30 protein-coding genes are annotated in these 23,977 nt (G+C 25.4%); 26 read left to right on the top strand and 4 right to left on the bottom strand.

Features of this window, described 5'->3' with window-relative positions; all coding sequences use genetic code 11:
- Positions 1-50: 50 nt before the first annotated feature.
- The 3 genes from ASHG_RS03580 to ASHG_RS03570 are packed head-to-tail and all read left to right on the top strand — an operon-like array spanning position 51 to position 1,088.
- Positions 51-290, top strand: a complete 240-nt coding sequence (locus ASHG_RS03580; RefSeq protein WP_040397571.1) for a hypothetical protein — start codon at positions 51-53, stop codon at positions 288-290.
- 33 nt (positions 291-323) lie between these two features.
- Positions 324-668: a type II toxin-antitoxin system HicB family antitoxin gene (locus ASHG_RS03575; RefSeq protein WP_040397570.1), complete on the top strand. Its 345-nt coding sequence runs from the start codon at positions 324-326 to the stop codon at positions 666-668.
- Between the two features lie 54 nt (positions 669-722).
- Positions 723-1,088: a hypothetical protein gene (locus tag ASHG_RS03570; RefSeq protein ID WP_040397568.1), complete on the top strand. Its 366-nt coding sequence runs from the start codon at positions 723-725 to the stop codon at positions 1,086-1,088.
- A gap of 463 nt (positions 1,089-1,551) precedes the next feature.
- On the opposite strand, the gene ASHG_RS03565 is transcribed toward ASHG_RS03570, so the two are convergent.
- The 4 genes from ASHG_RS03565 to ASHG_RS03550 form a co-directional block, all read right to left on the bottom strand.
- Positions 1,552-1,983, bottom strand: coding sequence for a hypothetical protein (locus ASHG_RS03565; RefSeq protein ID WP_040397567.1), 432 nt, complete (start codon positions 1,981-1,983; stop codon positions 1,552-1,554).
- A 148-nt stretch (positions 1,984-2,131) separates the two neighbouring features.
- Positions 2,132-2,446 (bottom strand): hypothetical protein, encoded by a 315-nt coding sequence (locus ASHG_RS03560; protein ID WP_148334113.1) that lies wholly within the window; start codon positions 2,444-2,446, stop codon positions 2,132-2,134.
- 20 nt (positions 2,447-2,466) lie between these two features.
- A complete protein-coding gene (locus ASHG_RS03555; protein ID WP_040397564.1) occupies positions 2,467-2,649 on the bottom strand; it encodes a hypothetical protein in 183 nt (60 codons plus the stop codon).
- A gap of 12 nt (positions 2,650-2,661) precedes the next feature.
- The gene (locus ASHG_RS03550; protein ID WP_040397563.1) at positions 2,662-2,925 is read right to left on the bottom strand and encodes a hypothetical protein; all 264 of its coding nucleotides are present in this window, start codon (positions 2,923-2,925) and stop codon (positions 2,662-2,664) included.
- 535 nt (positions 2,926-3,460) lie between these two features.
- On the opposite strand from ASHG_RS03550, the gene ASHG_RS03545 reads away from it, so the two are divergent.
- From ASHG_RS03545 to rlmN, 23 genes are all read left to right on the top strand, one after another.
- Entirely contained in the window at positions 3,461-4,399 is a 939-nt protein-coding gene (locus tag ASHG_RS03545; protein ID WP_040397562.1) for an ABC transporter ATP-binding protein, read from the top strand.
- A gap of 1 nt (position 4,400) precedes the next feature.
- Positions 4,401-5,486, top strand: a complete 1,086-nt coding sequence (locus ASHG_RS03540) for an ABC transporter permease (protein ID WP_040397560.1) — start codon at positions 4,401-4,403, stop codon at positions 5,484-5,486.
- On the top strand, positions 5,473-6,594 hold the full coding sequence (locus tag ASHG_RS03535; RefSeq protein WP_040397558.1) for an ABC transporter permease: 1,122 nt from the start codon (positions 5,473-5,475) through the stop codon (positions 6,592-6,594). The genes ASHG_RS03540 and ASHG_RS03535 overlap by 14 nt, the downstream gene beginning before the upstream one ends.
- Positions 6,595-6,746: 152 nt before the next feature.
- Positions 6,747-7,469, top strand: coding sequence for a UMP kinase (gene pyrH, locus ASHG_RS03530; protein ID WP_040397556.1), 723 nt, complete (start codon positions 6,747-6,749; stop codon positions 7,467-7,469).
- Positions 7,459-8,016 carry a ribosome recycling factor gene (gene frr / locus ASHG_RS03525; protein ID WP_040397554.1) on the top strand — a complete coding sequence of 186 codons (558 nt, stop codon included), beginning with the start codon at positions 7,459-7,461 and terminating at the stop codon, positions 8,014-8,016. The genes pyrH and frr overlap by 11 nt, the downstream gene beginning before the upstream one ends.
- A gap of 6 nt (positions 8,017-8,022) precedes the next feature.
- Positions 8,023-9,114, top strand: coding sequence for a type II secretion system F family protein (locus ASHG_RS03520; protein WP_040397553.1), 1,092 nt, complete (start codon positions 8,023-8,025; stop codon positions 9,112-9,114).
- 10 nt (positions 9,115-9,124) lie between these two features.
- Positions 9,125-9,484, top strand: coding sequence for a prepilin-type N-terminal cleavage/methylation domain-containing protein (locus tag ASHG_RS03515; protein WP_040397551.1), 360 nt, complete (start codon positions 9,125-9,127; stop codon positions 9,482-9,484).
- Positions 9,481-10,176, top strand: coding sequence for a prepilin peptidase (locus tag ASHG_RS03510; protein WP_040397550.1), 696 nt, complete (start codon positions 9,481-9,483; stop codon positions 10,174-10,176). The genes ASHG_RS03515 and ASHG_RS03510 overlap by 4 nt, the downstream gene beginning before the upstream one ends.
- A gap of 7 nt (positions 10,177-10,183) precedes the next feature.
- Positions 10,184-10,615, top strand: coding sequence for a type II secretion system protein (locus ASHG_RS03505; protein ID WP_040397549.1), 432 nt, complete (start codon positions 10,184-10,186; stop codon positions 10,613-10,615).
- Positions 10,584-10,895, top strand: a complete 312-nt coding sequence (gene comGE, locus ASHG_RS03500) for a competence type IV pilus minor pilin ComGE (RefSeq protein ID WP_040397548.1) — start codon at positions 10,584-10,586, stop codon at positions 10,893-10,895. The genes ASHG_RS03505 and comGE overlap by 32 nt, the downstream gene beginning before the upstream one ends.
- Entirely contained in the window at positions 10,892-11,359 is a 468-nt protein-coding gene (locus ASHG_RS03495) for a prepilin-type N-terminal cleavage/methylation domain-containing protein (RefSeq protein WP_040397546.1), read from the top strand. Before comGE ends, ASHG_RS03495 begins: the two co-directional genes overlap by 4 nt.
- Positions 11,359-12,267, top strand: a complete 909-nt coding sequence (locus ASHG_RS03490; RefSeq protein ID WP_040397544.1) for a hypothetical protein — start codon at positions 11,359-11,361, stop codon at positions 12,265-12,267. The genes ASHG_RS03495 and ASHG_RS03490 overlap by 1 nt, the downstream gene beginning before the upstream one ends.
- 11 nt (positions 12,268-12,278) lie before the next feature.
- A complete protein-coding gene (locus tag ASHG_RS03485; protein ID WP_040397543.1) occupies positions 12,279-13,466 on the top strand; it encodes an acetate/propionate family kinase in 1,188 nt (395 codons plus the stop codon).
- Between the two features lie 69 nt (positions 13,467-13,535).
- Complete coding sequence (gene rpmF, locus ASHG_RS03480; protein WP_004812473.1) at positions 13,536-13,715, top strand: 50S ribosomal protein L32; 180 nt, start codon at positions 13,536-13,538, stop codon at positions 13,713-13,715.
- A 48-nt stretch (positions 13,716-13,763) separates the two neighbouring features.
- Complete coding sequence (gene plsX, locus ASHG_RS03475; protein ID WP_040397541.1) at positions 13,764-14,738, top strand: phosphate acyltransferase PlsX; 975 nt, start codon at positions 13,764-13,766, stop codon at positions 14,736-14,738.
- Complete coding sequence (locus ASHG_RS03470; RefSeq protein WP_040397539.1) at positions 14,735-14,959, top strand: acyl carrier protein; 225 nt, start codon at positions 14,735-14,737, stop codon at positions 14,957-14,959. Before plsX ends, ASHG_RS03470 begins: the two co-directional genes overlap by 4 nt.
- Entirely contained in the window at positions 14,959-15,675 is a 717-nt protein-coding gene (gene rnc / locus ASHG_RS03465) for a ribonuclease III (RefSeq protein WP_051145874.1), read from the top strand. The genes ASHG_RS03470 and rnc overlap by 1 nt, the downstream gene beginning before the upstream one ends.
- On the top strand, positions 15,668-16,744 hold the full coding sequence (locus ASHG_RS03460; RefSeq protein WP_040397538.1) for an elongator complex protein 3: 1,077 nt from the start codon (positions 15,668-15,670) through the stop codon (positions 16,742-16,744). Before rnc ends, ASHG_RS03460 begins: the two co-directional genes overlap by 8 nt.
- Positions 16,731-20,261: a chromosome segregation protein SMC gene (gene smc, locus ASHG_RS08865; protein WP_084689276.1), complete on the top strand. Its 3,531-nt coding sequence runs from the start codon at positions 16,731-16,733 to the stop codon at positions 20,259-20,261. Before ASHG_RS03460 ends, smc begins: the two co-directional genes overlap by 14 nt.
- Before the next feature lie 10 nt (positions 20,262-20,271).
- Entirely contained in the window at positions 20,272-20,733 is a 462-nt protein-coding gene (gene def, locus ASHG_RS03450; protein WP_040398377.1) for a peptide deformylase, read from the top strand.
- Entirely contained in the window at positions 20,708-21,667 is a 960-nt protein-coding gene (gene fmt / locus ASHG_RS03445) for a methionyl-tRNA formyltransferase (protein WP_040397537.1), read from the top strand. The genes def and fmt overlap by 26 nt, the downstream gene beginning before the upstream one ends.
- Position 21,668: 1 nt before the next feature.
- A complete protein-coding gene (gene rsmB, locus ASHG_RS03440) occupies positions 21,669-22,949 on the top strand; it encodes a 16S rRNA (cytosine(967)-C(5))-methyltransferase RsmB (RefSeq protein WP_040397536.1) in 1,281 nt (426 codons plus the stop codon).
- Complete coding sequence (gene rlmN / locus ASHG_RS03435) at positions 22,946-23,977, top strand: dual-specificity RNA methyltransferase RlmN (protein WP_040397534.1); 1,032 nt, start codon at positions 22,946-22,948, stop codon at positions 23,975-23,977. The genes rsmB and rlmN overlap by 4 nt, the downstream gene beginning before the upstream one ends.

The following is a 23,977-nucleotide window of genomic DNA, read 5'->3' as shown; positions in this document are numbered from 1 at the left end:
TTATAGTATCATATATGGTACTATAATATCACAAGGGAGGTGAAAAGTATTTGACTAAAAAAGATAAGCTTATCAAGAAAATGAAAGCAAGTCCTAGAAATATTAGTCCGGATGAAATTGAAAAAATGCTAGGCTGGTTAAATTTTGATAAAAGGAAGAACAATGCAGGTAGTCATCAAATTTTCAAAAGGAAATCTGACGGAAAAGTTTTTAACTTGGTTTTAACAAATAACCCAGTTAAAAAATATCAAGTTGATGATATACTTAAAATAATTGAAGAAGGGGAATAATTTCCCCTTTGGAAGTCAAATACTTTTAAAAAAATGAAAGATTTAAAATATTATTTATCTTTACCATGGAATTTTAAAGTTAAAAAGGTGAATGATGAGAGTGGAAGTTATTATCTAGGCTGTATTCAAGAAATACCAGAGGTAAGAGGTCATGGAGATACTTTAGATGAATGTTATGATCTTGTGATGGAAATATTAGAAACAAATTTAGAACTAATGATTGAAGATGGGGACAAAATACCAGAACCAGTTGATAAAAATTATTCTGGAAAATTTAATGTAAGAATACCTAAATCTCTTCATAAAAAATTATCAGAAGAAGCAGAAGATGAAGGTATATCATTAAATCAATTAGCAGTTTATAAATTAAGTATATAAGTTTTAAGCGATTACATTTGTAGTCGCTTTTTTAGTGGATAAAAAGGAGATAATATGGATAATAATTTAAAAATGTTTATAATTGGAATGTTAGCTGTTGCTATTGTATATAGCATAATTACTTTTTTAAATTATAGTAAAGAATATACAAAAGAAATAAAAAATGAAAGGGTAAATTATACCCTAGACAGGTTAAATAAGATTATAGGAAAAGCCGTGGGAGCAGCAAAACAAGTAATAGTTGATAATGCGAAAGATGATGGGACTTTTACACCTTCATTTGGCAAAGAAGTAAGAGATGAAGTGTTTGAATCAATTTTGAAGGTATTAGGAGATGAGGGAAAACAACTTTTAAATGAAGCGTTAGGCGATTTAGATGAATATATCTCAAACGGCATAGAAGATGAAGTTGATAAATGAAAATAGTATAATATTATTGATAGGTAAGCAGCATATGGTGTTTACGAAATTTTCTACAATGACCACTGGCTTTTGCTGGTGGTCTTTTTTTTGTGTGGTATAATTATTGTAGATATAGTGAACTGGTCGTGCTAAAGCCGACTGCGAAATTTCCTACCTTAAATGTGGTAGGATTTTTTGTTTTGTAAAGTATAATAGTATTGATCAATTAGTTTTGTTACGACAGACTAAGACAAAAAGACACTTGGGAAGGAATTAAGCTAGATTAATTATCTATGCTCCTGGGGTGTCTTTTTTTATGCTTATAAAAACTTAAAGTTATTTTGCAAGTGATACTATTGGTATACTTAATCATTTAATCGGATTATACGTTAAATTATAAAGGATTGGCTTATTTACTAGGTTTGAACTAAGTCATATAAAAAAGGACTGAATTAACAGTCCCTTTATTGCATGATTATGATTATTTCAATTCGTTTTCCAAAGCCTCTACTATTATATCTTTCATAGTTTTTCCTGTTTTCTCGCTTTCATTTTTTAATTTATTATGTAAGTTTTCAGGAATCAATAAACTAAATGCAATATTACCTTCTTCTTCTATTTCAAACAAGCTTTCATATACATCGCCATCTAAATTTTCTTCAATCCATTTTTTCGCTTCATCTTCCGTTATAGGAGTTATTTTACAGCTGCCAGACCAACTAGTTGTACCTGTTTGGATTGCATAACTTGAAGCTGGTCCACCTTCTCCATACATAAAAAACTCTCCTGTTTTCTTTCTGTAAATTTCTTCACACTCGTATTGTAAATCGGCTGAATTGTCGAGATTTTCCCATTTTCCTATAAATTCTGCTGTTTCTGTATCGTACCTTTTTCCATTAATTATTTTTTTCATTATTTTCTCCTTTTAATATATTTTTATTTGTGCTATAATTTAATCAAGCAAAAAGCTCATCAAGGTGAAAAGCCTTGCGGATTGAAATATGTTTTTATTAGTGTTTCAGTTTCTGATACAAGAGGGGGTATTTAATATCCCCTCATTTTTATATTGTTTTTAAATTTTCTTCTACAATTCTTTTTAAATCTTCATCTTCTTCGTATTTTGTTTCCATAATCAACTCATCTGTTTTCAAATCTATATAAGCATCACCTACTTTATTTTTCATTTTTCTTGCTTTGTTATTGGATACTGATACTCCATTTACAAAGGCTTCTTCTATCGAGCCTGTATGTCGATATTTGCAATAGATATTGGATAATTTTATACCTGCATTATTTAGATACAATCTATCCATATCTAACATCGTCCACCTTTTAGCTCCCATTTTTATTAATTTTTCTATTTTTTCTTTATTCATAAGATTTTTATTTTTATATTTTAACCATATATATCAAATTCATCATCTTCGCCATAAACTGTATACCATGTTAAATTGTAATGTTGTCCACTGTTACCGTTGTTTTCAACTTCCCTTACAAATTCATTTTCTTCTATTTCTTCAAATTCTTCTTCTGTAACTTCTTTGCCTGCAAATTTGTTTTTTAATTCTTCAAATGTCATTGTTTTACTCCTTTATTTATAAATTTTAATATTGTTTATTTCTATTTTGTTTATTTGGTTTATTATAAATTCTATTCCTATCAAACTTTCTTGTTTTTCTGTGCATTCTTCAAAAAAATATTTTATATTTTCATCTTCTTTTTCATTTAAATTTCCTAAGTCGTCTAAAATCCAACTAAAGTTTTCATTTGCATTCTCGTTCCAATTTTTTATTAATTCATTTTCTGTTTTTCCATTTGCGTATGTGTAATTATTGTAATTATCGTAAATTCTCATTTCCTACTCCTTTATAATTGTTTTTTTTATATAAAGTAGTAAGATATTAAATAAGGGTATTTTAAAAGATTTAATCTTTTAATACTCCTATAAAGTGGGTCGCAAACTACTTTATAATTGTTAGATAGTTGATGTTCCCGCATCGGCTATCTTTTTTATTTCCTTTTGTTAATTATATATTACCACTTTATATTTACGTTGTCAATATAATAAACGTAAACATTTAAAATAAACCAATTTATATAAATTCTAAAAATATATATAAAAAACACCAACAACATATTATTTAAAAATAATTATTTGGTTACCAACAGGTTACCAACGTACATGGTGTTTTATAAAATAAAATGTAGTTGCATGTAGTTGTAAAAAAGCTTTGTGAGTATGTAAATAAGCTATTTATCCTTTATCCCGCACCAAAAATTTTAGACGTTGGAAACAACGTCTTTTTTTGTGCTCATTTTTACAAAATTTTTACTTTTTTATAACGAGTTTATTACTTATCCTATGATAGAATTTTTAAAAGGAGAAGATTATGGTTTATAAAGTTATTGAAGTTAGGTCTTTGATTAAAAAATACAAAGATTTTATTGCAGTTGATAATTTGAATTTGGATTTATATGAAGGAGAGATTTTAGGACTTTTAGGTCCTAATGGCTCTGGAAAATCTACTACTATTTCTTGTATTCTTTCTTTACTTAACAATAATGGGGGATCTATTAAAATTTTTGGAGAAGAAATGACTCCTGATTCTTTTAAAATCAAGGAAAAGATTGGTGTAGTTTTTCAAGATGTTGGTGTTTATGATGAGCTTAATGTTTATGAAAATATAGATTATTTTTGCGGTCTATACGTAAAAGATAAAAATAAAAGAAAAATTCTCGTGAAAAATACAATAGATCTTGTTGGTCTTGGTGATTTTGTTAAATTTAAACCTAAGCAATTATCTGGTGGACTTCTAAGAAGGTTAAATATTGCTTGTGGAATAGCTCACAAGCCCGACTTAATTATTTTTGATGAGCCTACAGTTGCAGTTGACCCTCAATCTAGAAACAATATTTTGGAAGGAATAAAAAAATTAAATAAGGAAGGTGCTAGCATTATCTATACTTCTCATTATATGGAAGAGGTTGAAAGTTTTTGTGATTACATAGTTATTTTAGATAATGGAAAAATAATAGCAAAAGGCGATGCAGAAAGCTTAAAGGATACTATAAATTTAAAGGAAAAAATTTCTTTTGAATCTGATGATTTATCAGATGACTTGATTGAAAAAATAAAAGCTATGGATTCTTTGATAGATTTTTCAATAAAGGGAAGAAATTGTAAATTAAGTTTTTCTAAAGATTCAAATATTTTAAATCTTGTTGATATATTAAATTCATGCAATACAAAATATGACCATTTAAGTTCAAGTAGACCTAGTTTAAATGATGTATTTCTAGAATTAACTGGAAAAGAATTGAGGGATTAGTATGTTCTTACATAGTTTTAAAAATACTTTTAAAATTTTAATTAGGGATAAGACTCTTATTTTTTGGTCTTTAATATTTCCTCTTATACTAGGATTTTTCTTTTATATAGGTCTTGGAAATATCGAAAATTCTATGAAATTTGAGCCTATAAATGTTAGTGTAAAAGATGGTTTAAGAGATGATAAATATTTCGATGATTTCTTAAATAAATTAGAGAAAGAAAAAATATTTAAACTACATGATGAAAAAAATATGGATGATGAAAAAATAATTGCTTACATAAAAGATTATGATAAAGTTGAGTTTAAAAAATCAGGTCTATATGAATCAATTGTTGAAAGTATTATTAATGCTTATCTTAGAAAAGTTTTGATGGTTGAGAAAATTTTAAGGAAAAATCCTGCTTTTAACCTTGATGTTTTGACCGGAAATGTAGATCATATAAAAAATATTTCAAAGAAAAATATTAATATCATTTATACATTTTTCTATACACTTATAGCTATGCAGGCATTGTATGGATTTAATTTTGGACTTTTGATCATTTATAGGTATGAAGCAAACCTATCAAGCCTTGCAAAAAGGAATGCAATAGCTCCTATAAAAAAATCAATAAGCCTTTTAGCTTCAATTTTAGCAGGCTTTATAATAAATTTTTCTATAGTTTTATTCACAATCTTATTTTTTAATAAAATTTATAAAATAGATTTTTCTAATGAGCTTATTCCATTAATTTTTCTTATTGGACTTGCTAGTTTATTTGGAGTCTTGTTTGGGTGTTTGATTGGCTTATCAAATAAATCAAGCATAGAAGTTAAAAATGGCATAGGAATAGCTGTTAGCATGCTTTTTTCATATCTGGCTGGAATGATGAATTCTGATGTGAAAATAATGGTGCAAGAAAATTATCCTATAATAAACAAACTGAACCCAGCATCTTTAATAAATGATGGAATCTATAGTCTTTACTATTATGATAATTTGGATAGGTATTGGACAGATATAGGATATTTATTATTTTTAACTTTGCTTTTTGGATTGATTTCTTATCTATTAACAAGGGGTAGGCAATATGATAGTATTTAAAAATTATTTTAAAATAATTAGAGGTCATTTAAAGGCGATAGCCTTATATACAATAATTTTTATGTCCTTACTTATATTTTCAAATTCTAGCAATGACAATACAAATGTTTATAAAAGAGAAAAGGCAAAAATTTATATAGAAGATTTATGCCAAAGCGATTTATCAAAATCTTTTATTACCTATATGGAAGAAGAAAATAAAATTATTGACCTTAAAGGAAAAAATGTTGATGATAATTTATTTTATGGAATGGTGACAGCTTATATAAAAATTCCGAAAAATTTTGATAAAGAAAGAAAAGTTGAGATGAAAAAGAGTCAAAGTGCAAAATATTATCAATATGTAAAAGAATCAATAAATTTATACTTAGATCAAATTTCAACTTATGAAAAAGCAGGTTTTACTACAAAAGATGCAATAAAAAATACAAAAAAAGATTTTCAAAAGAAAGTAAAAATTTCCTTAAAAAAAGATAAAGGACCAGTCTTGCCAGAAAGAACTTTATTTTTCTTTAACTTTTTATCTTATGTATTTTTAAGTCAGATAATTTTGGTAGTTTCATTGGTTAGCCTGACTTATAAAAATAAAAATATCAGTCAAAGAAATTTGATTTCTCCTTTAAGTACAACAAAAAGAAATTTGCAAATACTTTTTGGTAATATTTGCTTTACTATTTTTTCTTGGATTCTTTATATGATTGCATTTTTTGTTTTAAATGGAAAAGAAAATTTATCTAACAGAATAATATATATGATGATAAATTCATTGATTTTTGCCTTATCTACAGTTAGTCTTGCGATTTTTATATCTAAATTAATAAATAATAGCAATATTATGATGGCTGTAATGAATATATTTACTCTAGGCTCATCATTTTTAACAGGAGTTTTTGTACCTCAAGAAATCTTAAGTAAAAATGCCCTTTTATTAGCTAGAATTTTTCCAAGTTTCTATTATGTAGCAAACAATAATATGATAGCAAATAGTTTTTCAAAAGAAATATTTTTAAATAATATTTATATTCTTGTAGGATTTGCAATAATTTTTGCTTTAATAAGTTTATTATTAGATAAATTTTCATCATTTAATAAAAATTTTATAAAATAAGAAAAATATAAAATTTTCCATTTTTGAGATAGATAGAAATTTTTTATTATGGGTATCTATATTTATAGTAAACTATTTAACAAATTTTAATTGGCTAGAACTTTATCAATATTTAAAAATAGTATATAATTTTACTAATAGGAGGAAAAGTTTTGCGAGATATTAAAAGAGTAGTTTTAAAATTAAGTGGTGAAGCACTTGCTAAGGATAAGGGATTTGGTTTTGATGATGAAACTATTGATCTTATCTGTGAAAATATAAAAAGAGCCAAAGATAAAGGATTGGAAATTGCCATAGTTGTTGGTGGTGGAAATTTCTGGAGAGGAAGAAGTGGAAAACATATTGAAAGAGCAACTAGTGATACTATTGGTATGCTAGGAACTGTAATGAATGGTTTGAGACTTCAAGATACCTTAGAAAAAATGGAAATTGAAACAAGACTTATGACTGCAATTAATATGCAAGAAGTTGCAGAGCCTTATATTAGGAGAAGAGCTGTAAGACATCTTGAAAAGGGAAGAATTGTTATTTTTTCTGCAGGAACAGGATTACCATATTTTTCAACTGACACAACAGCATCTCTTAGAGCCTTAGAAATTGGTGCAGACATGATTTTATTAGGTAAAAAAGGTACAGATGGAATTTATGATAAAGATCCTAATAAATTTGAGGATGCAATCAAATATGAAAAATTAACCTATAGTGAAATTTTACAAAAAAGACTAACAATAATGGATTCTACAGCTACAAGTTTGTGCATGGATAATGAAATGCCAATTTTAGCTTTTGGTATAGATAATCCAGAAAATTTGGTAAAGATAGTTGAAGGTAAAGATATAGGAACAATTGTAAAGGAGAGTTTTGATGTACGATAAGATTATAAAAGATACAGAAGATGAAATGAAAAAGGCTTGTGAGTCTTTTGAGATTAGAATTTCTAAAATTAGAGCAGGAAGAGCTAATGATTCTATATTGGATGGATTGACATTCTCATATTATGGATCACAAACACCGATTAATCAAGCTGCAACAATTTCTACACCAGAACCAAGACTTTTAGTTATCAAACCTTGGGATAAGTCAAATATTAAAGAAATTGAAAAGGCTATTAATAAATCTGATATCGGTATTAATCCACAAAATGATGGGGAAGTAATTAGACTTCCATTTCCAGCTTTGACTGAGGAAAGAAGAAAAGATCTAACAAAACAAGTTAATGAATATTCTGAAGATAGTAAAATTCAAATTAGAAATATCAGAAGAGATGCATTAGATACTGCTAAAAAATCAGAAAAATCAGCTGATTTAACAGAAGATGATTTATTTTCAATTGAAGAAGATATTCAAAAAATTACAAAAAAATATATAGATAATATAGAAAAAATTGCTGATAGTAAAAATAAAGAATTACTTGAAGTTTAATTTAATATGAAAGAACTTAATAAGTTAAAGGCTATTTTATATAAAGATATAGGAATTAAAAGAATTAATTCAAATATTTTATCTTTATTTTTAAAACAATTGAGTCTACTTATTAATTCATCAGTATCAATATATGACAGCATAATGATAATTATTGACCAAAGGCTTGATAAAAAATTGAACAAAGCTTTGGTCAATATATCTTTAGATTTAAAAAATGGCAATGGAGCTTATGAAGCTTTTTCAAAAGAGGAGAAGTCCTTTGGTCCGATTATTACTGCTTTTATAAAAAGTGGAGATGCCAGTGGTAAGATGTCTGAAATACTTGATGAGTTATCAACATATTTAAATGAAGAAAGTAAAAATAAAAATAAGATTATGGAAGCACTTATTTATCCCATAATTTTATTAATTGTTACGATAGTTGTTGTAGTAATAATTCTTACGAAAGTTTTACCAACCTTTATAGAAGTTTTTAAAGATAATGGAGCCAAACTTCCAAAACCTACAAAAATTCTTTTACTAATTTCTTCATTTATAAATGAAAATGGATTGAATATTCTAATTTTAGTTTTTATTCTAATATTATCTATAACTATCCTAAGAAAAAAGAAAAAATATAAATTTATTATAGATAAAGCTATTTTTAATAGTATTTTTTTAAAAAAATTTAGGATTTTAAATGTTGAATATCAAATAACTTCACTTTTATTTATTTTAAAAAAAGGTGATGTAGATATAATTGAAAGTATAGAAATAATCAAGAATTCTTTCAATAATTTATATTTAAAAAGTATATTAAATAAAGTTATACATAGCCTTCAATTGGGGAATTGTTTATCAGATTCTTTGAATAATGAAAAAGTTTTCACTAAATTATTTATAGCTATGATTAAAGTAGGGGAAGATAGTGGAGATATGACAAGATCTCTAAAAAAAGCATCTGATTATTATGCTAATGAATACATTTATAGATTAAAAAGAGTATCCAGTATGGCAGAGCCATTTTTGATTTTGTTTATGGCTTTGATTGTCGGATTTGTCGTTTTTTCAGTAGCAATTCCTATGTTTGATTCAGTAAATAATATTAACATTTAAGGAGCATTCTATGCAAAAAAAAAGAAGAAAGGGTTTCACTCTAATTGAATTAATTATTGTAATTGCAATTATAGCTTTACTTGCTGCAATTGCTATTCCAAAATACAAAGTTTCAAAAGAAAAAGCAGCAATTACAGCCCATAATGCAAATATTTCAATGCTAAAAACAGCAGCTAGTTTAAAATTAAATGAATCAAGTTCTAGTGATGCTACTATACAATGGCCAGATAAAGAAGAAGATTACAAAAATTATATAGATAAATGGCCAAAAGTTCCTAAAGGATTAAAAGATATAAAGGTTAATCAATATACGGTCACAATAAATCCGAAAGATTCATCAATAAGCATTAGTCCAGGTCCTAAAGAATGATAAATTTATTTTATTTTTTTATAGGAAGTATTTTTGGATCATTTGCCCATCTGGTCTGTCAAAGGTCAATAAAGGGAGAAAATATTGCCTTTCCACCAAGTCATTGTACATATTGTGATAAAAAAATATTAAAAAGAGACTTAATCCCTATAATTTCTTATTTATTTTTAAGAGGAAAATGTAGGTTTTGCCACAAAAAGATCCCGATTTCATATCTAATTAGTGAAATAGTAGGGGGTCTTTTATTTATATTTGCATTTAAAGAATATATTTGGATTCAGGGGATTTTTATATTTTTATCCCTACTAATTGGACTAATAATTTCTATTATAGATTTTAAAACATTAGAAATACATATGACCTATCTTTATATTTTAGGAATTTTGGGATTTATTTATAGGGTTTTTTATATTAAAAATTATTTAGGACTTATAAAAATATTTTTGATATTTAGCCTTATATTTCTTTTAATATATTTATTATCAAAGAAAAACATAGGAGACGGGGATTATTTCTTCTATATATCTTTATTTTTATTTTTAGAAAATGAAAAAATAATATACCTATTATTAGGATCGGTTTGGATAGGGGCAATACCTGCTATCTACCTTGCTATAAAAAATAAGAGCACAAAAATAATAATGCCTTTTTGCCCTTATATATTTTTAGCCTATATGATAGCACTTTTGTGAGGAAGAGATGAAAAAAAGAGCTTTCACTTTAATTGAATTATTAATTGCACTTGCTATAATATCAATGATATCAAGTGTAATTATGATAAAAACAGGAATAATATCAAAATTTGAGGAGAGAAAAGAAGTTGAAAATATTATATCAGATTTTAATTATTGTAGAGAAAAATCTTTAGCAACTGGAAATGATTTTGAAATGCAATTAAAAGGTGATAATTATAAAATCATTAAGTGGAGTGATAATACTTCAGTAAAAGAAGTTAATTTAAAATATCTTACTTCTTTAAAAAAATATAGTATGACATTTAAACCAACAGGAAGTGTTGGTAAAGCAAAGACAATCGTTGTTAATTCGAAATATAATACTTATAAAATTGTTGTTTCACCTATTGCTGGGAGGATTAGAAGTGAAAAAGAAAAAAGGATTTACTCTAATTGAAATTATAGTAAGCTTAGCTTTAATTGGAATAATTAGTCTTTATTTATTACCTTCTATTTTTAGTGTATATGAAAATTCCAAGAAAATTAAAGATGATTCTAAAACTTTATTTATCTTACAAGAAGTATTAGAAAAATCTAAAACTAGAAAAATTGGAGAGTATGAGGATGAAATAGATGGGATAACTTTTTATACAAATGTAAAAAGTTACAATGATAAATTAAAATACATAGAAGTAGAAAATTCAAAATATAAATTAGAAGTGGTGGTCAAAAAATGAGAAAAAAAGGTTTTACACTCATAGAATTAATATGTGTTTTGGCAATTTCTTCTATTTTAATACTTTTAATAAACAATATTGTAAAAACTAATTTAAATATAAGTAAGAAAACATATGAAGAAGAATTATCCTACAAAAACTCTACTAATTGTCTTTTATACATTGAAAATATTATAAGAAATTCAGATGATGTGATTGATATCAAAGATGAAAATAATTTTAAACTTCAAATAACAAGTGATGATCATATATCAACATACAGGTTTGCTCAAGATAAAGACGTACTTTATGTATATATAAATAATATAAATTCAGAAAGTGATTCAGAAAGAAAAATTCCTATAGGATTTTGTAAATCATCTAGAATATCTTATGATAAAAAAGAAGATTCATTCACTATAGCAATAGAATTCTACGAAAAAAATAAGAAGTCTTATTATAGAACATATATTAGGAGATTATGATGAAAAAGAGAGGATTTTTATCGATATATGTTCTTTTTATCTTGTTATTATTGTCAATTACTTTAAATTTTATTTATAACCAGTCACAAAATAATCAAGACTCTAATGATGATATATACAATAGGAAAAAGGCTATCTACAAAGAAGAATCTATATATGAACTTATAATAGATGACGAAAAAGAATTAATAAAAAATTTAGAAGAAGTTAATAAAATTAATGATAACTTATGGCACTATTATAAAATTAAATATTTTGAACAAATAGAAGAGTATAGGTGTAAAAAAATATCTGATACGTATTTTTCTATAGAAAGTATAAATGAAATAGGTGATTCAAATGCTAAATTAAAAGTTTTATTATATTTGAAAGAAAAATATTGGCTTAAAAAAGATGAAAAAATTATTTTATCTGAAAAGTTTGACGAATTTTATAAAAGTTTAAATTTTAAAAGCAAAAAGTTTAAAGAATATGAAAATAAGGAGACAAAAAAAGACAAGGAAAAAATTTTTTGGAAAATTGACAAAGATTTGAAAATAATTAATAAAAAATATAAATCAGAGGAAATATCCGATGAAAAAATTCAAGAAAAAAATGAAAATAATTTAATAAATGAAGATGAAAATTATTCCGACAAAAGTAAAGCACCGATGAGAATTAGTGGTATAGTAATAATTGGAAATGATTTAATTTTGGAAAATGATTTGATTTTGGATGGTTTACTTATAATAAAAGGTGATATTATTTCAAAAAATAATAGTAAACTTACAATAAATGGGCAAATAATATCAGAAAATGATTATACTAATTTAGTAAAATATTCTTATGATAAGGACAAATCACTAAATTATATTAATGATATAGAAAATCCGAAATATATAAAAATTAAATCGAAAAAAGTATTTTAATGGAGGAATAAATGAAAATATTAGTTATCAACTGTGGATCTTCATCTTTGAAATATCAATTATTTGATATGGATAATGAAGAAGTTTTAGTAAAAGGTCTTGTAGAAAGAATAGGAATTGATGGATCAAGGCTTAAACAAGAAAAAGGCGACGACGAATATATAATTGAAGAAGATATGAAAGACCATACTGAAGCTGTAAAACATGTTTTTGATGCAATAACTGATAAAGAAAATGGTGTTATAGCAGATTTATCAGAAATAGACGCAGTAGGTCACAGATTTGTTCATGGTGGAGAAAAAATTACAAAATCAGTTGTAATCGATGATAAGGTAAGAGAAGCTGTGAAAGAATATTCAAAATTTGCACCATTACACAATCCAGCAAATATGATGGGACTTGAAGCTTGTGAAAAATTACTTCCAAATGTAAAAAATGTTGCAGTATTTGATACAGCCTTCCACCAATCAATGCCAGAAGAAAATTTCCTTTATGGAATTGATTATAAATATTATGAAGACCAAGCTGTAAGAAAATATGGTTTCCACGGAACAAGCCATGATTTTATAACACAAAAAACTGCAGAAGTTTTAGAAAAAGATCAAAAAGATTTAAATATGATTTCTTGCCATTTAGGAAATGGATCATCAATCTGTGCTGTTAAAAATGGAAAATCATTTGATACAACAATGGGACTTACTCCACTTGAAGGACTTGTAATGGGTACAAGAAGTGGTGATTTAGATCCAACAGTTGTTACATTTTTGATGAATGAATACGGTTATGATACTAAAAAAATGGATAATATTTTAAATAAAGAGTCTGGAGTATTGGGAGTTTCAGGAGTTTCATCAGATTTTAGAGATCTAGAAGATGCTGCAAAAGACGGAAATGAGAGAGCAGATATTGCACTTAAAATGTTTGCTAACAGAGCAAAAAGATATATAGCTGGATACATGGCAGAAGTTGGAAATGTAGAAGCTATAGTATTTACAGGTGGAATTGGAGAAAACTCTATAACAATGAGAGAAGATATAATGAGTGGCTTCGAACAATTTGGAATTAAAATTGATCCAGAAAAAAATAATGTTCGTGGTGGATGTCATTTAGTATCTACAGATGATTCTAAAGTTAAGGTATTTGTTATAGCAACTAACGAAGAATTGATGATTGCAAGAGACACTAAAAAACTAGTTTAACTTGACAATTTTAACATTTACTTATATAATGTTTAAGATTGCTAAAACTCATAACTAGGAGGTGTTAGAATGGCAGTACCTAAGAGAAGAACATCAAAAACAAGAAAAAATAAAAGAAGAGCTTCAGCTTACAGATTAAATAAATCATCTTATGTAGAGTGTCCAAATTGTCATGAACCAATGTTACCACATAGAGTTTGTCCAAGCTGTGGTTATCATAAAGGCAAAGAAGTTCTTGAGTTAAATTAAGATAGTGGTAACACTATCTTTTTTTATTATCTAAAATAAGGGGAAATTATGAAAATAATTATAGATACTTTTGGAGCTGATGATGGTATAAAAATTCCTATAGAAGGTGCAATTGAAGCTTTAAAATCTAAAGAATTTATACCATGCTTTTCTGGTGAAAAAGAAAAAATAGAAAAAATAATTGATGGTAGAATAAAATCCTACGAAATAATTGATGCAAATGAAAAAATAGAAAATAATGAAGATCCAGTAAGGGCAATTAGAAAGAAAAAAGAATCAAGTCTTGTTAAAGGATTTAATAAATTAAATGAAGACGGTTATGATGGACTAGTTTCTTCTGGTTCTACTGGAGCAATTCTTGCTAGTGGACTTTTTATTTCTGGAAGAATAGAAGGAATAAAAAGAGCTTGTATTGCCACAAGTCTTCCAACTTTTGAAAATACAACTCTTTTATTAGATACTGGTGCAAATATGGATTGTAAGGCAGAATTTTTAAAAGAATTTGCTATTATGGGACATGTTTTTGCAAAAAATGTATTGAATATTGAAAATCCTTCAGTATCTTTACTAAATGTAGGAGTCGAAGAGCATAAGGGAAATAAATTAAGTAAAGAAACTTATAAATTATTAAATGAATCTAATCTTAATTTTGTTGGAAATATTGAAGCTAGAGATTTATTTACAGGGAAAACTAATATAATTATAGCTGATGGATTTGATGGTAATATTGCTATAAAAACGGCAGAAGGTGTAATAAGTCTATTTAGTAAAGAAATAAAAGATGCTATTTATAAATCATTTAAAACAAAAATTGGTGGAGCATTAATTAAAGATAGCCTAAAAGAAAATTTATCAAAGTATAATTCTGATAGTATTGGTGGAGCACCACTTTTGGGAGTAAACCAATATGTTTATAAGGCTCATGGTAATTCAAATGAAAAAGCATTTGCCTCAGCAATTCTTGGTTTAATAGATTATATAAGTACAGATACAATAGAAAAAATAAAAGGAGAATTAAAATGATAAGAGAAGAATTAATAGAATTAGTTAAGGAAAATTTAGATATTAATGTAGAGAAGATAGATTTTGATAAGGCGATTTCAGATTATGATATAGATTCAATTGATATGTTAGATTTTATTATGGCTATTGAAGATAAATACGATATAGAATTTTCTGATGATGAGTTAGATGAAATCGAAAAATTTTCAGATGTAGTATCCTTGATAGAGAGCAAAAATTAATGACTATAAGTAAAGAAAGACAAGAAGATTTAAAAAAACTTGAAGAAAGTATTGGCTACAACTTTAAAAATAAAAATTTGATTGATGTAGCCCTTACTCATTCTTCATATATAAATGAAAGTAAAGATAAAAAAAGATCATCAAATGAAAGGCTAGAATTTCTAGGAGATAGTATTTTGGACTTGGTGGTTAGTGAAGAATTATATAAAAATCATAAGTCATATCCAGAAGGAAAACTTACGAAAATTAGGTCAAGAATTGTTTGTACATCATCATTTTCAAAGGCTAGTGAGAAATTTAATCTTTCATCTTATTTACTATTTGGAAAAGGTGAAATAAGTCATAATGGAAGAGAAAAAAAATCAGTAAAGGCCGATACATTTGAGGCTTTTTGTGCTGCGATTTATCTTGATGCAGGTTATGATTTTTTAAAAAAGTTTTTGATGGAAAATTATTATGAAACTGTAAAAGAACTTTTAGATAATGACCTACTTTTTATAGATTACAAAACAAAGTTACAAGAATTATTTAATAGGACAAATAGAACAATTTTGAAATATAAACTTGCAAAAGAAGAAGGTCCAGAACATAACAAGACATTTTATATGGATGTTTATGCTAAAAACAAAAAATTGAGTACAGGAAAAGGAAAAAATAAAAAAGAAGCCGAACAAATGGCAGCAATGAAGGCTTATAAGAAGTTAAATCATGAGTAAAAAAGAATATATAATACCAATCTTTATACCATTTTTAGGTTGTCCACATGATTGCGCTTTTTGCAATCAAGTAAAAATAACAAATTATAAAGATAGTATAAATAAAGAAAATACAATAAAGCAAATCGACCAATATTTATCTTATTTTCCAAATAATGATAATCCTAAAGAAATTGCATTTTTTGGTGGGTCATTTACAGGTCTTGAAACAAATATAATGATTTCTTATCTTGAAATTGCTTTAACTTATAAAAAGAAGGGAATTATTGATAGAATCAGATTATCTACAAGGCCTGATTATATAAATAATTCTATTCTTGATATTTTAAAAAAATATGAGGTAGATGTAATAGAACTTGGTATTCAATCTCTTGATAATAAAATTTTAAAAGCGAATGAAAGAGGTCATAGCAAAGAGGATTCAATAAAGGCAAGTAAATTAATAAAAGATTACGGATTTAAATTAGGACATCAAATCATGCCTGGTCTTTACAAGGATTCTTATGATTCATCTATAAAAACAGGACTAGAATCAATAAACATGAATCCAGATATGGTAAGAATTTACCCGACTTTGGTTATAAAAGACACAAAACTTGAAAGATTATATAAAGAAAATTTATATAAGCCATTGACTTTAGATGAGGCTATTGATATTTCTAGTAAACTTTACATGATTTATTCTTACAAAAATATACCAGTTATAAGAATAGGTCTTCAGCCAACAGAAAATATAAATGATAAAAAAGATGTTGTAGCAGGACCTTTTCATCCATCAATAAGACAATTAGTGGAGTCAAATATACACAAAATTTATTTGGAAGAATTGATTAAAAAATTTAACTTTAAAGAAAATATTAAAATCCATGTACCAAATAGAGAAATTTCTATAATTGCTGGGAATAAAAAATCAAATAAAGATTATTTTTATAAAAATTATGGCTTAAAAATAAATTTTGAAAATAATAATGAAGAATTTATTGAATATAAAGATAAAAAAATTCCTTATGATATTGATGAATTTATAAAAAAATTTGTAGAAAAAGCTTACGGTGGTGATTTATATTAGATTAGAAAGTGTAGAACTTAAGGGATTTAAGTCCTTTGCTGAAAAAACAAAAATAAAATTTGATAATCAAATAACTGCTGTAGTTGGTCCGAATGGGTCTGGAAAATCTAATATAGCGGATGCAATAAAATGGGTTTTGGGAGAACAATCAGTAAAATCCTTGAGAGGAAAAAAGATGAATGATGTTATCTTCCAAGGTTCTGATGAAAAAAAACCTATGAATATGGCAGAAGTTAATTTATCTTTTGATAATAAAGATAGAGCTTTATCAAGTGACTATGACTTGGTAAAAATTTCTAGAAGAATTTTTAGAAATGGTGATAATGAATATAGATTAAATGGAAAAAGAGTAAGGCTTAAAGATGTAAAAGAATTATTTTTGGATACAGGAATTGGTAAGGAAGGCTATTCTGTAATTGGTCAAGGTAGAATTGATGAAATATTGAATTCTTCTAACCAAGAAAGAAGAAATATTTTTGAAGAGGCAAGTGGAATTGCAACTCATAAATATAGAAGAGAAGAGTCGTTAAAAAAACTTTCAAAAGTCGATGATGACTTGGAAATAATCCAAAGAGAATGGGAATATAAAGATAAAGATAAAAATAAATTAGAAATAGAAGCTAAAAACTTTGACAAATATCATGAAATTGAAGAATTGCTAGATAAAAAATCATTTTATTTTTATATAAGTAGATCTAAATCTTTGGAAGAAAATAATATAGAATTAACAAATAAAATAAAAAATATACAAAATTTACAAGATGAAAAAACAAGAGAATTTGATAAGGTTAATGAATCATTACTTCCTATTGCTGAATCAATAAGAGAACTTGAAAAAAAATATGATAATACTTGTCAAGAAATTATAAATAATGAAAAAAACATAGATAAATTCACCAATAAAATTCAATTAGATGGCCAAAAATTATCCTACAACCAAAAAGATTTGGAAAGAAATATAAATGATTTTAAATCTTATGATGAAAAAATAAAAAAATATAAATTATCACTTGAAGATCAAAAAAATAAACTAAAACAAACAAAAATTCTTATTGAAAATTTAGAAAATAAAAATAAGGAGCTTTCAGATAAAAAAAATGAAAGTCATGACACTTTAACGAAAATCAAAAGTGATCTTATAAATTTAGAGAAATCTGAAAAGAACTTAAATAAATTAATCTATGATTATGATATTGACCAAAAAACAAGGTTAATATTAAAAGAGCAAAGAGATCAGAATAATAAGGAAATCAAAAAGAAAATTCTTGAATTTGAGAAAGAAATTTCTGCATTAAAAAATGATTTATTAAATCATGAAGAAGAAAAAAAAGTAATTTCTGAAAAAATTATAGAGAATAAGAAAGAAATTAATCAAGTAAAAGAGAAAATTTCAGATAAAAATTCTCAAAAAAATATTCTAGAAAAATCAATTAATCAAAATAATCTTTCATGTAAAGAGGAAATATCTAAATATAAGATTCAAAAGTCTATATTAGAAAGAAATGATGGATATTTTTATGCAGTATCAGACTTCTTGAAAAAAACAAAAAATACAGAAATTGAAAAATATTATATAAATACACTTGCAAATCTTATAACTGTAAAATCGGGATATGAAGAAGTAATTGAAAATCTTATTGGATCAGGGCTTCAAAATATTGTAACTTGGTCAAAAAAAGATACAAGAGAAATTATAAATTTTGTCAATAATAATAAAATTGGTAGAATAACTTTCCTGCCTCTTGATTCAATTAAACAAAATAAAAAAGCTAGAGTTAATGAAAAAGAAGTTATAGCAATGGCCTATGACCTTGTAAGCTATGATGATAAGCTTGAAAATATTGTAAATCATTTTTTATCTAATACAGTTGTAGTAAAAAATATTGATGATGCAATCAGTCTTTCAAATAAAATAAAGGGTTATAGGATTATTTCTCTACAACTTGACCTTATAAATACTTGGGGTTCAATGGTTGCGGGTGTAAATAAATCGAGAAAATCAAATATTAATATTCTAAACAGAAATAAAAAAATAAATGAAATTAAAAAAAGAATAGTAAGCCTTAGAAATGAAAGAAATGATCTATTGGATTCTTTTAATAATATAGACTCAGAAATTGAAAAAAATAATAATTTATTAAATAAAAATAAACAAATATCTTTTGAATTGAATGAGAAATTATCAAGTATTAATATACTTGTGGAAAGAAAAAAATATCAGATAGAAACTTTAAGTAAGAGATATTTAGAATTAAAAGAATCATTAAATGAATCCTTAGAAGACGAAGATTTTAAAGATATTGAAAAAATAAAATCAGATTTAGAAGTTGTTAGAAACAAAGTCAATAATTTAAATGAAGAAATTAATATAAAAAATAATTTAATAAATGATTTGTCTAATGAAATATTTAAAAATAAAAATAGTATTGAAATAAATAAAAGGGATTTAAATATTTTAGAAAACAAAATTAATGAAGATCAAAATAGTCTTGTTAATTTAGAAGAAAATATTAAAATAAATCAAAAATTAAAGTCAAGTTTAGAAAAAACTTTAGAAGATTTAGAAGAGGAAATTAATCTTAGTAAAAATAAAATAAAATCATCTAAGGATAATTTACAAAAATTAAAAGAGAATAAATTAGAAGTTAGTAAAGAAATTGAGGATAAAAAGAAGTCAAATCATGAACTTTTATCCCTATCTAAAAAAATAGAAAATGACTTAAATGAATATTCTATGAAAATAGTTAAGTTTAATTATAAACTTGAGGCTATAAGTAAGGATTTGAAAAATTTGGAAGATGAAATAAGACCATTTATTTCAAAACCATTAGAAAAATTAAAAGAAAATAAATATAATGATAAAGATTTTAGTGTAAAAAAGGAAGATTTATTTTATCTTCAAAAAAAACTTGGAAATGTAGGATTTTTTGATGAAAATTCGAAAGAAAATTACAAAAAAGTAAATGATGAATTTGAGTTTTTAGATAGGCAAAAAGTAGATTTGGAAGAGTCAAAAAAAGATATTGAAAAAATGATAAAAAAACTTGAAGATGAAATGAAAGATGAATTTATCAAAAATTTCAATATAATAGATGAAAAGTTTCAAAGGATATTTAAAGAATTATTTATGGGTGGAAATGCAAAATTAAGCCTGGATTCAAATGATTTACTTGATGCTGGAATTGATATTTCAGCTTGCCCTCCAGGGAAAAGTACAAAAAATATTTCACTTTTATCCGGCGGGGAAAAATCACTTACAGCAGTAGCACTTTTGTTTGCAATATTTGAAACAAATCCTGCACCATTTTCACTATTAGATGAAATTGATGCAGCAATGGATGAATCTAATATAAAAAGATATATAGATTATCTAAAATCCCTATCAAATAACACTCAATTTATAATGATAACTCACAGACAAACTACCATGCAACTTGCAGAAAAAATTCATGGAGTGACAATTGGAGATGGTGGGATATCAAAAATTTATTCTATAGATTTTGAAGAAAAAAATTAAAGGAGAGAAAATGGCTATTAGAAATATAAGACAAGTTGGAGATCCAATTTTAAGAAAAACTTCAAAAGAAGTAAAAGAAGTAAATGATAGAATTAAAGTTTTATTAGAAGATATGGCAGAAACTATGTATAAGGCTGATGGAGTTGGACTTGCAGCTCCACAAGTTGGACTTTTAAAAAGAGTTATAGTTGTAGATATTAGAGATGAACAAGGATTAATTAAACTTGTAAATCCAGAAATCATAGAAAAAGATGGAGAGCAAATTGGAGTTGAAGGGTGTCTTTCAGTTCCCAATTTTAATGCAAATGTAAAAAGACCTGCCCATGTAATTGTAAAATATTTAGATGAAAATGGAGATGAAAAAGAAATTGAAGCTGAAGGATTAAAAGCTGTAGCTCTTTGTCATGAGATAGATCATCTAAACGGAGTTTTATTTATAGATAATTATGAAGAGGAAGTTAAATTTGACTAAAAAATTAAATATATGTTTTATGGGAAGTCCAAAGTTTTCATTAGAAACTTTGGATATTCTTAATGAAAATGAAAATATAAATGTAAGTTTAGTAGTAAGTGGAAAAGATAAAAAAAGAAATAGGAATAAATTTAAACCAACAGTAATTAAACAATATGCTTTGGATAATAATTTGGAAGTTATTACCCCAGATAGTGTAAATACTGATGAATTTATTAATGTTTTAAAGGATAAAAATGTAGATTTTATTGTTGTAGTAGCTTTTGGACAGCTTATAAAAGAGAAATTATTAGATGAATTTGAAAATAAAATTATTAATCTACACCCATCTTCATTGCCAAAATATAGGGGACCAAGTCCTGTTCAATTTACACTATTAAATGGTGATAAAAAAACTCATGCATCAGCTATGTTAATAGAAAAAGGAATGGATTCTGGTAATATTTTGTATCAAAAAGAATTGGATATAAAAGAAGATGATGATTTTACTTCATTAAGTGAAAAATTATCAAAACTTGGAAGTAGGGCAATTTTGTATTCTTTATTAAATTACAATGATCTTATTGGAAAAAGTATAAAACAAGATAATCAAAAGGCAACATTTACACAAAAAATTACAAAAGAAATGGGAAGAATCGATTTTTCACAAAGTAAAGAAGAAATAATTAATAAAATTAGAGCCTTTGTAGAATTTCCCAAGGCTTATTTTTCCTATAATGGAGAAAATGTAAAAATTTTAAAGGCAAGTCCTGTTGATATTGAAAATCCAAAAGCATCATTTGTCTATAAGGCAAATAAAAATGATAAAATAATAATAGGCTGTAAGAATGGCGGGATAAGAATTGATACAATTCAATTTCCAGGGAAAAAAGCCATGGACACAAAGTCTTTTTTATTAGGTAATGATTTTGAAGAGGATATTTATTTAGATTAATATGGAAGATTTCAAATTAATATTAGACGGACTTTATAGGATCTGCTATAAAAAAGAAAAATCCACAGATATTATAAATGAGTTTGCAAAAGAAGTTAATGATGTATCGTATATTACAAAAAACATCTATGGTATTTTAGAAAATAAATTGTATCTTGAATATATTATTGGAAAATTATCTAAAATAAAATTAAAAAAATTAGATAAAAAAGTTCTATTAATTTTAGAAATTGGAATCTATAATATTCATTTCTTAGATAGAAAAAATTATGCTATAGTAAATGAACTAGTAAATTTGACAAAAAAAGTTTCATTTAAGTCTAAATCATTTGTAAATGCTATATTAAGATCCTATATCAGAGATGAAGAAAACTTATCAAAAATAAATATAAAAAATAAAGAAGAATACCAGTCGATAAAATATTCTATTCCTTTATGGATTATCAAATATTTAAATGAATCTTATGGAAAAAATTATACACAAGATTTTTTATATTCTTTGAATAAAGAAAGAAAGTTATCTATAAGAATAAATAAGAATAAAATAGAAAAAAATAAATTAAAAAGTTTATTAGAAGATAAAAATTTTCAAATAGAAAATTCTAAAATTTCTTCATTAAGTTTGATAGTTGATAATCCAAGTTCTTTAGCAAAAACAGAAGAATTTAAAAATGGTTTATTTACTATACAATCAGAGGCATCTATTAAAGTTTGTGAAGTTTTAAATCCAAATAAAAATTCTAATATTCTTGATTTATGTGCAGCTCCTGGAACAAAAACTTCCTTATTAGCAGAACTTTGTGATAATTCTTCTAAAATTATAGCAAATGATATTTCATTTAATAAACTTTCAAAGATTAATGAAAATATAAAAAGACTTGGACTTGAAAATATAGAAATTACAAATTTTGATGCTAGTATTGTAAAGGATGATTTTAAAGAAAAATTTGATTATATTCTATGTGATTTACCATGTTCAGGACTAGGTGTTATAGATAGAAAACCTGAGATAAGATATAATAGAAGTATGGACGATGTTATTAATCTTTCTAAACTGCAAAAAAACATATTAGATAAAGCTTTTTTATATCTTAAAAAAGGTGGAATACTAGTGTTTTCAACATGTACAATTGGACATATTGAAAATAAAGATAATTTTATTTATCTAAGCAAGAAAAAAAGGCTTAAAAATTTAAAAATTGATGGGAAAGATTATTTAGAATATAATGCTTTCGAAGATGAGACAGACGGATTTTTCCTTACAAAATTTGAAAAGATATGATTATGAAACAAACAATAAACGATAAAACAATTGAACAATTAGAAGAAATTTTTTTGGATTTAGGTTTTAAAAAGTTTAGAGCAAAACAAGTCTTTAGACAAATTCATATAAATAAAATTAATGATTTTTCTAAAATGACAGATTTATCAAAGAAAATGCGTGAAGAATTAAACGATTTCTTTTATTTTCCAAAAATCAAAATATTAAAAGAATTTAATTCTAATGTAGACAAAACAAAAAAATATTTATTTGAACTAGATGATAAAAATATTATAGAAGCGGTTTTTATGGAATATAAAGACAGAAAGACTATTTGTATTTCCTCACAAGTAGGTTGTAGAATGGGTTGTAAATTCTGTGCATCAACAAAAAATGGTCTAGAAAGATCTTTATCAGCATCAGAGATTATTGAAGAAATATATCTTTTGGAAAGAGAAAATTCTGATATAAATAATATAGTAGTTATGGGAATTGGAGAACCTCTGGATAATTTTTCAAATATTGAAAGATTTATTGAAATTATAACAGATGAAAAAGGCAGAAACTTATCACATCGTTCCATAACTGTTTCTACTGTTGGACTTGTTAATAAAATTTATGATCTTGCAGATTTAGGATATGATATTAATCTTGCAGTATCATTACATTATGCTTTTGATGAAAAAAGAATGACATATATGCCAAGTGCAAAAAGGTATAAAATAAAAAATATAATAAAAGCTTGTGATTATTATTTAGAAAAGACCAAAAGAAGAGTATCTTATGAATATGTTGTAATTGATGGGGTTAATAATTTAGACGAAGATATAGATCAATTAGAAAAACTTTTTAAAGGTAAAAATATTCATATTAATTTAATACCTTTAAATCCAATTGAAGAATTTGATCATTCTAAAACTAAATCTAATGTAATGGGTCAATTTCAACAAAAACTTACACAAAAAGGCCTAAATGCTACAATAAGAAGATCTATGGGATCTGACATTGATGCGTCATGTGGTCAGTTGAGAAATAACTATGCGAGGTAG

The organism is Anaerococcus senegalensis JC48 (assembly GCF_000321005.1).
Classification (GTDB): Bacteria; Bacillota; Clostridia; order Tissierellales; family Peptoniphilaceae; genus Anaerococcus; species Anaerococcus senegalensis.
This window is presented reverse-complemented; position numbering and strand designations above follow the sequence as displayed.